Origin of the sequence: Streptomyces sp. NPDC001668 (assembly GCF_042893155.1) — a bacterium.
In the GTDB taxonomy this organism is placed as follows: Bacteria; Actinomycetota; Actinomycetes; order Streptomycetales; family Streptomycetaceae; genus Streptomyces.
The window spans coordinates 269,669-283,046 of sequence record NZ_JBIAUQ010000001.1; the positions used below are offsets into that span (position 1 = coordinate 269,669).

At 71.4% G+C, this 13,378-nt stretch carries 12 protein-coding genes and 1 pseudogene; 6 read left to right on the forward strand and 7 right to left on the reverse strand.

The features are described 5' to 3' along the window. Nucleotides 1-66: 66 nt before the first annotated feature. From ACFYZ8_RS01295 to ACFYZ8_RS01310, 4 genes are read right to left on the reverse strand one after another with little or no spacing between them, the layout of a single operon-like run. On the reverse strand, nt 67-1,227 hold the full coding sequence (locus ACFYZ8_RS01295) for an acyl-CoA dehydrogenase family protein (RefSeq protein WP_359030382.1): 1,161 nt from the start codon (nt 1,225-1,227) through the stop codon (nt 67-69). Nucleotides 1,228-1,234: 7 nt separating this feature from the next. After that, nucleotides 1,235-2,155, reverse strand: coding sequence for a hydroxymethylglutaryl-CoA lyase (locus ACFYZ8_RS01300; RefSeq protein WP_388536472.1), 921 nt, complete (start codon nt 2,153-2,155; stop codon nt 1,235-1,237). Beyond that, a complete protein-coding gene (locus ACFYZ8_RS01305; RefSeq protein WP_388536473.1) occupies nt 2,152-4,074 on the reverse strand; it encodes an acetyl/propionyl/methylcrotonyl-CoA carboxylase subunit alpha in 1,923 nt (640 codons plus the stop codon). The genes ACFYZ8_RS01300 and ACFYZ8_RS01305 overlap by 4 nt, the downstream gene beginning before the upstream one ends. A gap of 6 nt (nt 4,075-4,080) precedes the next feature. After that, entirely contained in the window at nt 4,081-5,697 is a 1,617-nt protein-coding gene (locus tag ACFYZ8_RS01310) for a carboxyl transferase domain-containing protein (protein WP_388536475.1), read from the reverse strand. A 97-nt stretch (nt 5,698-5,794) separates the two neighbouring features. On the opposite strand from ACFYZ8_RS01310, the gene ACFYZ8_RS01315 reads away from it, so the two are divergent. Then, the gene (locus ACFYZ8_RS01315) at nt 5,795-6,388 is read left to right on the forward strand and encodes a TetR/AcrR family transcriptional regulator (RefSeq protein WP_359030378.1); all 594 of its coding nucleotides are present in this window, start codon (nt 5,795-5,797) and stop codon (nt 6,386-6,388) included. A gap of 115 nt (nt 6,389-6,503) precedes the next feature. Beyond that, complete coding sequence (locus ACFYZ8_RS01320; RefSeq protein WP_359030377.1) at nt 6,504-6,923, forward strand: hypothetical protein; 420 nt, start codon at nt 6,504-6,506, stop codon at nt 6,921-6,923. Here the strand turns inward: ACFYZ8_RS01320 and ACFYZ8_RS01325 are convergent. Beyond that, nucleotides 6,874-7,056, reverse strand: a pseudogene (locus ACFYZ8_RS01325) (SulP family inorganic anion transporter); the annotation flags it as partial. The gene ACFYZ8_RS01320 and the pseudogene ACFYZ8_RS01325 overlap by 50 nt on opposite strands. 267 nt (nt 7,057-7,323) lie before the next feature. Here ACFYZ8_RS01325 and ACFYZ8_RS01330 point away from each other — a divergent pair. The 4 genes from ACFYZ8_RS01330 to ACFYZ8_RS01345 all read left to right on the forward strand — a co-directional run bounded on the left by ACFYZ8_RS01330 (nt 7,324) and on the right by ACFYZ8_RS01345 (nt 10,794). Then, on the forward strand, nt 7,324-7,692 hold the full coding sequence (locus tag ACFYZ8_RS01330) for a hypothetical protein (RefSeq protein WP_359030375.1): 369 nt from the start codon (nt 7,324-7,326) through the stop codon (nt 7,690-7,692). A 351-nt stretch (nt 7,693-8,043) separates the two neighbouring features. After that, nucleotides 8,044-9,201, forward strand: coding sequence for an acyl-CoA dehydrogenase family protein (locus ACFYZ8_RS01335; RefSeq protein WP_388536853.1), 1,158 nt, complete (start codon nt 8,044-8,046; stop codon nt 9,199-9,201). 34 nt (nt 9,202-9,235) lie between these two features. After that, nucleotides 9,236-10,102 (forward strand): acyl-CoA thioesterase II, encoded by an 867-nt coding sequence (locus ACFYZ8_RS01340; RefSeq protein ID WP_359030374.1) that lies wholly within the window; start codon nt 9,236-9,238, stop codon nt 10,100-10,102. 224 nt (nt 10,103-10,326) lie between these two features. Continuing rightward, complete coding sequence (locus ACFYZ8_RS01345; protein ID WP_359030373.1) at nt 10,327-10,794, forward strand: hypothetical protein; 468 nt, start codon at nt 10,327-10,329, stop codon at nt 10,792-10,794. 6 nt (nt 10,795-10,800) lie between these two features. Here ACFYZ8_RS01345 and ACFYZ8_RS01350 read toward each other — a convergent pair whose 3' ends face one another. Next, the gene (locus tag ACFYZ8_RS01350) at nt 10,801-11,589 is read right to left on the reverse strand and encodes a phosphatase (protein WP_359030372.1); all 789 of its coding nucleotides are present in this window, start codon (nt 11,587-11,589) and stop codon (nt 10,801-10,803) included. 70 nt (nt 11,590-11,659) lie between these two features. Continuing rightward, nucleotides 11,660-13,243, reverse strand: coding sequence for a PucR family transcriptional regulator (locus ACFYZ8_RS01355; protein ID WP_388536477.1), 1,584 nt, complete (start codon nt 13,241-13,243; stop codon nt 11,660-11,662). Nucleotides 13,244-13,378: the final 135 nt, after the last annotated feature.

Below are 13,378 nucleotides of genomic sequence, written 5' to 3' on the forward strand. Positions count from 1 at the left end.
CTCAGTGAATGTCCAGAGGGTGGGGTGCCGCCCCGCTCCAGCCGTGGGTGCCCGGTGAGCTGCGGCTTAACCCGCCAGCCCCAACTCCCGCGCGATCAGCATCCGCTGGACCTCGCTCGTGCCCTCGCCGATCTCCAGGATCTTGGAGTCGCGCCACATACGGGCCACCGGGTACTCGTTCATGAAGCCGTAGCCGCCGTGGATCTGGGTGGCGTCACGGGCGTTGTCCACGGCGATCGTGGAGGAGTACAGCTTGGCGAGGGCCGCCTCCTTCTTGAAGGGCTCGCCCAAGACCAGGCGTGAGGCCGCGTCCCGCCAGGCGAGGCGGGCCGTGTGGGCCTTCATCTCCATGTCGGCGATCTTGAACTGGATCGCCTGGTTGGCGCCGATCGGCCGCCCGAAGGCCTCCCGCTCCTTCGCGTACTTCACCGACTCGTCCACACAGCCCTGCGCGAGCCCGGTCGCGAGGGCCGCGATGGCGATCCGGCCCTCGTCGAGGATGCGCAGGAACTGGGCGTAGCCGCGGCCCTGTTCGCCCAGCAGGTTCGCCGCCGGGACCCGGACGTCGGAGAAGGACAGCTCACGGGTGTCGGAGGCGTTCCAGCCGACCTTGGAGTACGGGGCCGCGACCGTGAAGCCCGGGGTGCCCGAGGGGACGATGATCGAGGAGATCAGCGGCTTGCCGTCCGGCTTGCGCCCGGTGACCGCGGTGACGGTCACCAACCCCGTGATGTCGGTGCCGGAGTTGGTGATGAAGCACTTGGTGCCGTTGATGACCCACTCGTCGGTGTCCGGGTCCAGGCGGGCCGTCGTACGGGTCGCCCCGGCGTCGCTGCCGCCGTCCGGCTCGGTCAGTCCGAAGGCGCCCAGGATCTCGCCCGAGCACAGCCGGGGCAGCCACTCCCGCTTCTGCTCCTCGGTGCCGAACAGGTGCAGGGGCATCGCGCCCAGCGAGACGCCGGCCTCCAGGGTGATCGCCACCGACGAGTCCACGCGCGCGAGTTCCTCGAGGACGAGGCCGAGCGCCAGGTAGTCGCCGCCCATCCCGCCGTACTCCTCGGGGAACGGCAGCCCGAACAGGCCCATGCGGCCCATCTCGCGGACGATCTCGTACGGGAACTCGTGGTGCTCGTAGTACTCGCCGATCTTGGGTGCTACGACGTCGTGAGCGAACTCCTCGACCGTACGGCGGAGTTCTTCCAGCTCGGGGGAGAGGCGGTGGTCCATCGGGGGTTCACTCCTGGTGGGAGAGGGCGCGGACGGTGCGGGACGGGCTGGGTCGGCCCAGGTGTTCGGCCATCCAGGCGCTGGTGGCGACGAGACGGCCGAGGTCGACTCCGGTGTCGATGCCGAGGCCCTGGAGCATCCACACCAGGTCCTCGGTGGCGAGGTTGCCGGTGGCGGACTTGGCGTAGGGGCAGCCGCCGAGGCCGCCCGCGGAGGCGTCCACGGTGGTGACACCGTGCTGGAGGGCCGCGTGGGTGTTGGCGAGGGCCTGGCCGTAGGTGTCGTGGAAGTGCACGCCCACCTTCTCGACGGGGACGTCGAGTTCGGTCAGCAGCGCGCGTACGTGCCCCGGGGTCGCCACCCCGATGGTGTCGCCGAGGCTCAGCTCGTCGCAGCCCATGTCCAGCAGGGCGTGGCAGACCTTGACGACCTGGGGGACCGGGACCGCGCCCTCCCAGGGGTCGCCGAAGCACATCGAAAGATAGCCGCGGACGTGCACTCCCTCGGCCTTCGCCCGGGCGACGACCGGCTCGAACATCGCGAGGGCCTCGTCCACCGTGCGGTTGAGGTTGGCCTTGGCGAAGGACTCGGTGGCGCTGGCGAACACGGCGACCCGCCTCGCGCCGAGCGCGAGGGCCCGGTCCAGGCCGCGTTCGTTCGGCACCAGCACCGGGAGGTCCACCGAGAGATCGCTGAGCTGCGGGAACAGCTGCTCCGCGTCCGCGAGTTGGGGCACCCACTTCGGGTGCACGAAGCTCGTCGCCTCGATGGTCGTCAGTCCGGCCTCCGCGAGGCGGCGCACGAACTCCGCCTTGACCTCCGTCGGCACGGTCGACTTCTCGTTCTGCAGGCCATCGCGGGCGCCGACCTCGTGGATGCGGACCCGGGCGGGCAGGCCCGCTTCGGGGACGGTCATGGGCAGGCTCACTGCGCCACCTCCTCGTGCGGTGCGATCACGGCCAGCACCTGGTCCATGGCGACCGTCGTGCCCGGCGTGACGTCCAGCTCGGCGACGGTGCCGGCGTGCGGGGCGGAGATGACGTGCTCCATCTTCATCGCCTCGACGACGAGCAGACTCTGACCGGCGGCCACCTCGTCCCCGACGGCCACCTTCACGACCGTCACCGTGCCGGGCATCGGGGCGGTGAGGGAGTCGGCGCCCGCGTGCGCGGAGCGGGTGAGGGACGCGGCCACCGGGTCGTGGTCGCGCACGTGCCAGGCGTCGCCGTCGCGGCCCACCCAGTCACCGGCGCGGTGGAAGGCGTGGCGGACGCCGTCGAGGGTGACCGAGACCCGGTCGCCGGTGACGGTGTGGGTGCCGCGCGGGACGTACTCCACGGGGTCCTGCACCCGCAGGGGGAAGCCGACGGGCCTGGTGAACCCCGTGCCCCCCATCCGCCAGCCGCTCGGCACCGAGAACGGGTCGGTCCAGCCGTCCTCCCCCGGCCGCAGCGCTTCGAGCCGTACGGCCGCCGCCGCCTCGTACACCTCGTCCGGTACGTCCGTGGAGACCAGGTCGTCCACCACCCGCTCGACGAGCCCGGTGTCCAGCTCGCCCTTCACCACGTCCGGATGGGCGAGGAGCCGCCGCAGGAACCCCGCGTTGGTCTGCACGCCCAGCGTGACCGTCTCCGCGAGCGCCGCCCTGAGCTTCCTGAGCGCGGTCTCGCGGTCCGGGCCGTACGCGATGACCTTGGACAGCATCGGGTCGTACAGGCTGCCGACCTCGGTGCCCTCGCTGAGCCCGGAGTCGGTGCGCACGCCGTCGCCCTGGGGCTCGCGGAGCCGCAGCACCGTGCCGCCGGACGGCAGGAACCCGCGCGCCGGGTCCTCCGCGCAGAGGCGGGCCTCGACGGCGTGCCCGGTCAGCCGGACGTCCTCCTGCCCGTACGGCAGCCGCTCGCCCGCGGCCACCCGCAGCTGCCACTCCACCAGGTCCAGGCCGGTGACCAGCTCGGTGACCGGGTGCTCCACCTGGAGGCGGGTGTTCATCTCCATGAAGTAGTACGACGAGGGATCGTCGCCCGGCACGATGAACTCCACCGTCCCCGCGCCCCGGTAGCCGCAGGAGCGGGCCGCCTCGACCGCGGCCTCGCCCATCGACGCGCGCGTGTCCTCGTCGAGCAGGACGCTGGGCGCCTCCTCGATGATCTTCTGGTGCCGCCGCTGGAGCGAGCACTCGCGCTCACCGAGGTGGATCACGTTGCCGTGGCCGTCCGCCAGGACCTGGATCTCGATGTGCCGGGGCCGGTCCACCCACCGCTCCACGAGCAGGGTGTCGTCGCCGAAGGAGGCGCGGGCCTCGCGGCGGGCGGCGGCGATCTCCTCCTCCAGGACCGTGAGGTCCCGGACCAGGCGCATGCCCTTGCCGCCGCCGCCCGCGCTGGGCTTCAGCAGCACCGGCGCGCCCAACGCGCGCGCGGCCTCGGCGAGTTCGGGGTCGCGGCCACCGGGCACGACCGGTACTCCGGCCGCTTCCACGGTCTCCTTGGCGCGGATCTTGTCGCCCATGAGGGCGATCGCGTCCGCCGGGGGCCCGATGAACACCAGCCCGGCGTCGGCGCAGGCGCGCGCGAAGGCGGCGTTCTCCGCAAGGAAGCCGTAGCCGGGGTGGACGGCCTGGGCGCCGGTGCGGGCGGCCGCCTCCAGGAGCCGCTCGACGGACAGATAGCTCTCGGCGGCCGGCGCCGGTCCGAGGCGTACGGCGGTGTCGGCCTCCCGGACGTGCCGGGCGTCGGCGTCGGCGTCGGAGAAGACGGCGACGGAGCGCACGCCCAGGGCCTTGAGCGTGCGGATGACGCGGACCGCGATCTCGCCCCGGTTGGCGACAAGCACTGTGTCAAACATGGGTCCTCACATCCGGAAGACGCCGAACTGGGGTTCGCCCAGCGGCGCGTTGGCGCATGCGGTCAGGGCCAGGCCGAGCACCTGACGGGTGTCCAGCGGGTCGATGACCCCGTCGTCCCAGAGGCGGGCGGTGGCGTAGTAGGCGTTGCCCTGGCGCTCGTACTGGGCGCGGACCGGGTCCTTGAAGGCCTCCTCGTCCTCGGCGGGCCAGGCCTCGCCGCGGGCCTCCAGCTGGTCCCGCTTGACGGTCGCGAGGACCGACGCGGCCTGCTCGCCGCCCATGACGGAGATCTTGGCGTTGGGCCACATCCACAGGAAGCGGGGGGAGTAGGCCCGGCCGCACATGGAGTAGTTCCCGGCGCCGTAGGAACCGCCGACGACCACGGTCAGCTTGGGCACACGCGTGCAGGCGACCGCGGTCACCATCTTGGCGCCGTGCTTGGCGATGCCGCCCGCCTCGTAGTCCTTGCCGACCATGAAGCCCGAGATGTTCTGGAGGAACAGCAGGGGGATGCCGCGCTGGTCGCACAGCTCGATGAAGTGGGCTCCCTTCTGGGCGGATTCGGAGAACAGGATGCCGTTGTTGCCGATGATCCCGACCGGGTGGCCGTGGATCCGGGCGAAGCCGGTGACGAGGGTCTGCCCGAACTCGGCCTTGAACTCGGCGAAACGGGAGCCGTCGGTGATGCGCGCGATGATCTCGCGGACGTCGTAGGGGGTTCGGGAGTCGGTGGGGACGGCGCCGTACAGGCCGTAGGGGTCGACCTTGGGCTCCACGGTGGCCTCGACGGACCAGGGCAGGGGGCCGCGCGCGGGCAGGGTCGCTGCGATGTTCCGCACGATCCTCAGCGCGTGGGCGTCGTCCTCGGCGAGGTGGTCGGTGACGCCGGACACGCGTGCGTGCACCTCGCCGCCGCCGAGTTCCTCCGCGGTGACGACCTCGCCGGTGGCGGCCTTCACGAGCGGGGGGCCGCCGAGGAAGATCGTGCCCTGGTTGCGGACGATGACGGCCTCGTCGCTCATCGCGGGGACGTAGGCGCCGCCGGCGGTGCACGACCCGAGGACGGCGGCGATCTGCGGAATCCCCCGGGCGGACATCCGGGCCTGGTTGTAGAAGATCCGCCCGAAGTGCTCGCGGTCCGGGAAGACCTCGTCCTGCATGGGCAGGAAGGCGCCGCCGGAGTCCACGAGGTAGACGCAGGGGAGCCGGTTGTCGAGGGCGACCTCCTGTGCGCGCAGGTGCTTCTTCACCGTCATCGGGTAGTACGTGCCGCCCTTGACGGTGGCGTCGTTGGCCACCACGACGCACTCGCGCCCGCTCACCCTGCCGATCCCGGCGATGACCCCGGCGGCCGGGGCCTGCCCGTCGTACATCCCGTCGGCGGCGAGCGGGGCGAGCTCCAGGAAGGGCGAGCCGGGGTCGAGGAGCGTGTCGACCCGGTCCCGGGGCAACAGCTTCCCGCGCGCGGTGTGCCGCTCGCGCGCCCTCTCCCCGCCGCCCAGCCTGGCCGCGGCGAGCTTGTCCCGCAACTCCTCCACGAGGGCCCGGTGGGCCTCCTCGTTGGCCTTCCAGGCCTCCGACGCGGGGTCCGCCGCGCTCGTCAGCTCGGGTGCCTGATCCATGTCCCGCGGTCCCCTCACCCAGTGATCGCCTGTTAATGAGCGTTAACCATCGCCTCCAGGTTAACGACCGCTAACCTCCCTGTCTAGAATTGCTCGCATGACCACCAGAACCGACGCCCCCACCCGCCGCGAGCAGATCCTCAAGGAGGCCGCGCGGCTGTTCGCCGAGCGCGGGTTCCACGGCGTGGGCGTGGACGAGATAGGCGCGGCGGTCGGGATCAGCGGGCCCGGGCTCTACCGGCACTTCGCGGGCAAGGACGCGATGCTGGCGGAGCTGCTGGTGGGGATCAGCGGCCAGCTCCTGACGGGTGGGAAGCGCAGGGTGGCGGAGGCGGACGGCGGGGACGCGGAGGCGCTGCTGGACTCCCTGATCGAGGGGCACATCGACTTCGCCCTCGATGACCGCCCCCTCATCACCCTCCATGACCGCGAGCTGGACCGGCTCCGCGACAGCGACCGCAAGCTGGTCCGGCAGCTCCAGCGGCAGTACGTGGAGCTGTGGGTGGGGGTGGTCCGCGAGCTGTACCCGGAGCTGCTGGAGCCTGCTGCCCGGTCCGCCGTGCACTCGGTGTTCGGGCTGCTGAACTCGACGCCGCATCTGGGACGGGCGGGGTCGTTGCCGGGGCGGGGGGCGACGGCTGCGCTGCTGCACCGGATGGCCCGGGGGGCGTTGGCGGCCGCCTCGGAGTGAGGGTTTCGTGGACCGCAGGCCAAGGGCTCATCGAAGGGCGGCAAAGGGATCCCTGCGCGGCTTCGTCCGCTACGTGCCCTGACGGGCACCGGCGGCAGAAGGGGAGGGCGAGGTCATGCAGGACGCCATCTTCATCGCGGCGCCGCCCGGAACCAGCTGGCCGCTGACCGTCGAGGAGTTCGAGACCCGGATCCTCGACCGCTACGCCGAGGCGATGTGCACCCTCGAACAGCCCGGCCGTGGCCAGGACTGTCTGGCGTTTGAAGTCGATCTCGATGACGAGCGCAGGCACGGGCTCCACTTCGACCGCAGCTACCTGGTCCTCAAGGATGCCCCGCCCGTCTTCTGGGCCGACACCGTCGTCTGGTTCCTCGGCCTGCTGCCCCCGGGCGCGCCCGCCGTAGCCATGGTCGAAACCAACCCCGACACTCCGCCCATCCCGCCCGGAGCCACCGCCGAGGACGTGCGGGCCCTCTTGAATCCCGGTAGCGGGTGCGCGGGCCGCTGTGCATGCGGTCCACGGCGGCCGCGGTGAACAGGCTCTCCGCGGAGGTGATGACCGTGAAGGTGAGGATGGAGGCGATGATCGCGGCGTCCGCGAACCCCGCGAACTGCTCCGGCCCCGGCACCTGGACGGAGGCCGGCAGATTGCCGACCTGTGCAGCGCGGTCAGCTCGGCGTTCAGCCGCACCTCGGCGGTGGAGCCGGTGGTGTCCATGCGCTGTTCGGAGCGGGCGGCACTGCGGCTCCGGGCCTTGGAAACATGTCCAAGATCACAGGAAAACTGAGCTCTCGCATGTTGCTGCTACGCCATCCTGAGAAGCGCAAGATCAACCAGCAACCAGCAACCAGCAACCAGCAACCAGCAACCAGCAATTGGCTGAGGACATATGCATCGATTGAAGAGAGTCGTAGGTGGCCGTACCCGCGGGGTCATGGCGGCTCTGGGCGTTTTCATGGCCGCCGGGATGATCACCGCGCCGAGCGCCTCGGCGGCGGACACGCACAACGTCATGCTCACCGGGGCTAACTTTCCCGGCGGCGTGCACAGTGTGCTCATCTGGAAGAAGATTCGGGCCGATGGCGTGTACGAACGCGTCGGCTGCGTCAAGAACATCCAGGGCAGGCGGGATGTGAATACCGGAATCTACGTCAAAGAAGGCGAGAGATACGCATTCTGGGGACAGTCCGGCACATCGTGCAAGGAGGCCTGGGGAGGCGTAGTGGGCGTAGAAGACCGACTGGTCCCTTACAACCTCGCGACACAGAACTACTGGGTCGATCTTGGGCGTCCGAATCGCTGACAGGGAAGCCGGGAGGCGAGGAGGTCGGGGCCTGACCCCGTGAGCGGCACCCCCGCACGGGTGCCGCCTTACCTGTGTCTACCTGCGAACTCCCTGTTTTCCGGGGGCGTGGGGGCACTCTCGGGCCGCATCCGCCGGGGCCTCATCGATGAGCGCGGCCGTTGTGTCCTCGTCGTCCTCGTAGAGACGCACGTACAGGTCCAGCGTGATCGATGGCTTAAAGGCACTTCAGGAAGCGGCGTGACGAGCGTTACGGGATCACCTCTGGACGGCTCTCGCTACCGGCCGGTACCTTTGGGTCTGAGCAAGCGCTTAGACATGGACCCTTTCAGTCAGGTGGAGGTGGCGGCGGTGCGCCGTACGGTGTTCAACGAGGACCACGAGGCGTTCCGGGAGACCCTGCGCGCCTTCATCGAGGCCGAGGTCGTCCCCGTCTACGACGAGTGGTTCCAGGCCGGCCAGGCGCCGCGCGACTTCTACTACAAGCTCGCCGAGCTCGGCATCTTCGGCATCCGCGTCGACGAGGAGTACGGCGGCGCCGGCATCGACTCGTACAAGTTCGAGGCCGTCATGTACGAGGAGACGGCCCGCGCGGGTGTGCAGTTCGGCGGCTCCGGTGTGCACGTCCTGCTCGGACTGCCGTACATCAAGATGCTCGCCACCGACGAGCAGAAGAAGCGCTTCCTGCCGAAGTTCGTCTCCGGCGAGGAGATGTGGGCCCTCGCGATGACCGAGCCGGGCACCGGCTCCGACCTCGCGGGCATGAAGACCACCGCCAAGCTCTCCGAGGGCGGCACGCACTACGTCCTCAACGGCGCCAAGACCTTCATCACCGGTGGCGTCCACGCCGACCGTGTGATCGTCTGCGCCCGCACCTCCGCGCCGACCGCCGAGGACCGCCGCCACGGCATCTCCCTCTTCGCCGTCGACACCAAGTCCGAGGGCTACTCCATCGGCCGCAAGCTGGACAAGCTCGGCCTGAAGACCTCCGACACCGCCGAGCTGGCGTTCGTCGACGTGAAGGTCCCCGTCGAGGACCTCCTCGGCGAGGAGAACAAGGGCTTCTACTACCTGGGCCACAACCTCGCCTCCGAGCGCTGGGGCATCGCCTTCGGCGCCTACGCGCAGGCCAAGGCCGCCGTGCGGTTCGCCAAGGAGTACGTCCAGGAGCGCACCGTCTTCGGCAAGCCGGTCGCGTCCTTCCAGAACACCAAGTTCGAGCTGGCCGCCTGCCAGGCCGAGGTGGACGCCGCCGAGGCCGTCGCCGACCGCGCGCTCGAAGCCCTCGACGCCGGCGAGCTGACCCCCGCCGAGGCCGCCTCCGCCAAGCTCTTCTGCACCGAGGTCGCCCACCGCGTCATCGACCGCTGCCTCCAGCTGCACGGCGGCTACGGCTTCATGAACGAGTACCCGATCGCCCGCCTGTACGCGGACAACCGCGTCAACCGCATCTACGGCGGCACCAGCGAGATCATGAAGACGATCATCGCGAAGGACATGGGCCTGTAAGCCGAGCGATATCACCGGCCGGTACAACAGCTCCATGAGCCAGGCACTCCAGTCCCTCCTCGATCTGCTCGACATCGAGCAGATCGAGGTGGACATCTTCCGTGGCCACTCCCGCCCCGCCGTCGTCCCCCGCGTCTTCGGCGGGCAGGTCGCGGCGCAGGCGCTGGTGGCCGCGGGGCGGACGGTCCCCGAGGACCGGCTCGCCCACTCCCTGCACGCGTACTTCCTGCGCCCCGGCGACCCGGGCGCGCCGATCGTCTACACCGTCGACCGCATGAACGACGGCCGGTCCTTCACCGCCCGCCGGGTCGTCGCGGTCCAGCACGGCCAGCCGATCTTCGCCCTCTCCGCCTCCTTCCAGCGGTACGAGGACGGTTTCGACCACCAGGCCCCCATGCCGGCCGCCCCCGACCCGGCGACGCTGCCCACCTCCGCGGACCGGCTGCGCGGCTACGACCACCTGGATCCCACGGTCGTGGAGCGGTTCCTGGAGACCCGCGAGGCGATCGACCTGCGCTACGTCGACGAGCCGCCGTTCGGACAGTTCGGCGAGCCGCGCGAACCGCACTCCCAGGTCTGGTTCCGCACCAACGGCAAGCTCGCGGACGACCCGCTGCTGCACGTCGTCCTCGCCACGTACGTCTCCGACATGACGCTCCTCGACTCGATCCTGCTCGCGCACGGGCGCGGCGGCTGGGCCGTCGGTGACGTCGTCGGGGCCTCGCTGGACCACGCGATGTGGTTCCACCGCCCGTTCCGCGCCGACGAATGGCTCCTGTACGACCAGGAATCCCCGTCGGCCTCCGGCGGCCGCGGCCTCGGCCAGGCCCGGATCTACACGCAGGACGGCCGGCTGGCGATCTCGGTGATCCAGGAGGGTGTGGTCCGCGCGCCTCGCTGAGGTGTGCTCACACGGTCCGCCCCCCGGCCGTCATCCATTCGTTAGTCTCGGCCGGAGCCAACTGATCGTTTCGGCTCTACCATGAAAGCGCTTTAGAGCTGTCAGAAGGGTCACTTTCGGCCTCCCCACACCAGCTGGCCCGCACTGGCACAGAGTTCCTCGCCCCGACACCCGTCGTCGGGGCGTTTGCTCGTGTTGGTCCGTCCGTGAGGAGGCCCTGCTCCGTGTCGATCTTCAGCAGGCGTGCCCAGCGCGCCGCCGCGCCCGACTCTTCCGCCGCCGCGGCGCTGCCGCCACTGGCGTTCGAGATCACCATGGACGAGCTGCGGACGATCGAGCGCGTCACCCGCCATGCCCGGGCGCGGCTGCGTGAACTGAGCGACAGCTCCGAGCCGACGCTCACCAACGGCAGCGGCTCCGCGCTCGTCCCCGTGCTGTACGAACGCGCGGGCGCCGCGGACGCGCTGGGCCGCTCCGGCATCCCGATGCTGATCGGTGAGATCGCGCACGTGGAGGCGGCCGTGGTCAACCTGGAGAGCTACGCGGGCCACGAGACGGTGCTGTGCGACGGGTACTCCCTGCTGAACCGGCTCGCGTTCCTCAAGGGGCGGGTCCGAGTCGCTCAGGAGATCGCCGGTGTCGTCACGCTGCCGGGGGACGCGGCGGACGCGCCGAGGACGACTCTGACCTGAGCCGCGCTACGCCAGGCCTGCCGCCTCCAGCAGATACGCCGTCATCGGGTCGTAGTAACGCGGGCTCACCACGTGGTCGTCGAGCGGGACCGCCACCTGGAGCGTGCCCTCCGACTCGCCCACGAAAAGCGCCGGGTCGTTGCAGTCGGCGTAACCCACCGAGTCCACGCCGTGCTGACCGGCGTAGCCCGCCCAGCCGTGGTCGGCGACGACCAGGTCCGGCAGCGGGCGGCCCTCGCGCTCCAGGGCCGTGAGGATGGCCTTCATCGGCTCGCCGGAGTGGGTGTGCCAGAGCGTGGCGCCGTGCTCCAGGACGGCCACGTCCGCGAACTGCATGACGTACCCCTCGTCCGTCTGCAACCCGTCCGGGATGACCACGATCTCGCAGCCGGCCGTGCGCAGCGCGGCGGCGGTGGCGCGGTGGACGTCGAGCATGCCGCCGGGGTGGCCGGTCGCGAACAGCACCCGCTGCTGCCCGTCCGCCGCCTTGCGCAGCCGCGCCGCCATCCGCTCCAGCGCGTCGACCGTCAGCTCGGGGTCGATGGTGTCCTGGCCGTACCGGTACTCCGGGTCGTCGTTGACCCCCACCCGCTCGGCCATCACCGCGAGCACGTCCTGCTCGTCGCTCCAGCGGTCGCCGAGCTCCAGGCCGAGCCAGTAGTGGCGGTTGCCGTTCGCCAGCTGGCGGTAGTGCGAGAGGTTGTTCTCCCGCGGGGTGGCGACCTCACCCGCGATACGGGTCTTCACAAGGTGGTCGACGAGCTCGGCGCGGCTGGGTGTCCCGGGTATCGGCATGCCTCCCATTCTGATGCACTCCTTCACGGGACCGCCGCGCATCCCGCACGCTGGGACGCGGCTCACGCGATCATGCCCGGCGCAGCGCGAACCACAGCTCCATCCGTACGTCCGGGTCGTCCAGGTCCGCCTCCAGCAGCGCCGCGCACTTCGCGATCCGCTGCCGGACGGTGTTGCGGTGCACGCCGAGGGCGACCGCCGTACGGTCCCAACTGCCGTGCAGGGACAGCCAGGTGCGCAGGGTCTCGGCGAGGGCGGGGCTCAGCGGTGTCAGCAGGGCCCGGGCATGCGCCTCGGCGTCCGCCTCCGGCACCAGGTCCGCGAGCGCCGGGCGGGCTCCGTGCCGGACCAGTTCGGCACGGGTGGCCCGGGCGCGGGCCAGCGCCCGCCCCGCCTGGGCGTCGGCGACGGCCCACTCCGCCGGTCCGGCCACGGCACTGACCCCGAGCGTCCACCCGGGCTGCGGGGCCGGTTCCCGCTCGGCGGGCAGCAGCACCCGTACGACGTCCCGCGCCACGTCGACCAGCGGTGAGCCGAGCGCCGCGCCCAGGGCGGAGGCGGCGACGGGGTCGGCGTCGGGGGCGGCGGGCGTATCAGGGCGGGCGTGCACGACGATCCACCGACCGCCACCGAGGAGCGGGGCCACGTCCTCGGGTGGGGCGCCCAGCAGCAGCCGTACGAGAGCGGACGACCGCGCCGCCCCCGACCCGCTCTGCTGCTCACCGGTGAGCAACGACAGCAGTACGGCGGCGACGGAGGCGATGGTGTGATCGCCGGGGTCCCGGTGGGGCGTGGCGACCCCGAGCACGAAGCCGTGGCCGGCGCCGAGGGCGTAGGCGGCCAGGTGGACGCCGGCGACGACATCGGTGGCGGAGGTGGGGGAGGGGCGGGAGGCGGGAGGGGGCGCGGCGGCCGGGGTCGTGCGGCTGCCGGGCGGGAGAGCGGTGGCGGAGGCAGCCGGGCTGTCGGGCCCGGCCGGCGCCGGTCCGGCGGGCGCGAGCGTGGCCGTCGGCCGGACGATCCGCGCCAGCCCCGCCAGCTCCTCTCGCACGTCCCGAGGCCAGGACCCCTGCCCGGCCACCGCGACCTCCGTTCCGTCCGGCCCGAAAAGCACCGCCCACCCCCCGACCCGCTGCGCCAGCTGCCGCAGCACCGACGGCACCGGGTCGGGGCGGGAGGCGGCCGCGGCCAGGCTCTGCTGGGCCTCGGTGACACGGCGGAGTTCCGCGTGGCGGGCCTGGGCCATCAGCTGCCAGACCGCGCGGGCCACTGCGGAGAAGGGGGTCCGGGGCGGCACCTCCAGCAGCGGGAGCCCGTACGCGTCGCAGGCGGCGGCCAGGGCCCGCGGGACCGTGTCGTGCAGCGGCGCCACCCCGAATCCGAGCGCCGCCCCACCCGCCGCGACGATCCTCGACACGTAGTCCTCGAAGTACCTGCCCGAGCCCGCCGCCTCCGGGATGTGCACCCCCGCCGTCAGCAGCAGCTCACCGCCCAGCAGATACGGGTACGGGTCCGCCATCTCCGAGGTGTGCGCCCAGTGCACGACGGCGTCGGGGTCCGAGGGCCCCGCGATCTGCCGCAGCCCCAGGTCCTCGCGGGCCAGCAGGGCGGTCAGCGGGACCGGTGGGGTGGGTGGGACAGCCGGGTCCGACATGGTGGACGTTCCCTCCATCCGGCGCCGCTCGAATGGATGAAACGTACACTTCGCAGCCGCTTTCCGGCGACCTAGTGTCGACAGACGGACGACAGAAGGCGTCAGAAGGACGTCAGAAGAACGGCAGAAGGAAGG

Coding starts and splice junctions, on each gene's coding strand:
- ACFYZ8_RS01350 (WP_359030372.1), bottom strand. CDS start 11,589: ATGCCGATACCCGGGACACCCAGCCGCGCCGAGCTCGTCGACCACCTT.
- ACFYZ8_RS01315 (WP_359030378.1), top strand. CDS start 5,795: ATGACCACCAGAACCGACGCCCCCACCCGCCGCGAGCAGATCCTCAAG.
- ACFYZ8_RS01295 (WP_359030382.1), bottom strand. CDS start 1,227: ATGGACCACCGCCTCTCCCCCGAGCTGGAAGAACTCCGCCGTACGGTC.
- ACFYZ8_RS01355 (WP_388536477.1), bottom strand. CDS start 13,243: ATGTCGGACCCGGCTGTCCCACCCACCCCACCGGTCCCGCTGACCGCC.
- ACFYZ8_RS01320 (WP_359030377.1), top strand. CDS start 6,504: ATGCAGGACGCCATCTTCATCGCGGCGCCGCCCGGAACCAGCTGGCCG.
- ACFYZ8_RS01340 (WP_359030374.1), top strand. CDS start 9,236: ATGAGCCAGGCACTCCAGTCCCTCCTCGATCTGCTCGACATCGAGCAG.
- ACFYZ8_RS01305 (WP_388536473.1), bottom strand. CDS start 4,074: ATGTTTGACACAGTGCTTGTCGCCAACCGGGGCGAGATCGCGGTCCGC.
- ACFYZ8_RS01330 (WP_359030375.1), top strand. CDS start 7,324: ATGGCGGCTCTGGGCGTTTTCATGGCCGCCGGGATGATCACCGCGCCG.
- ACFYZ8_RS01310 (WP_388536475.1), bottom strand. CDS start 5,697: ATGGATCAGGCACCCGAGCTGACGAGCGCGGCGGACCCCGCGTCGGAG.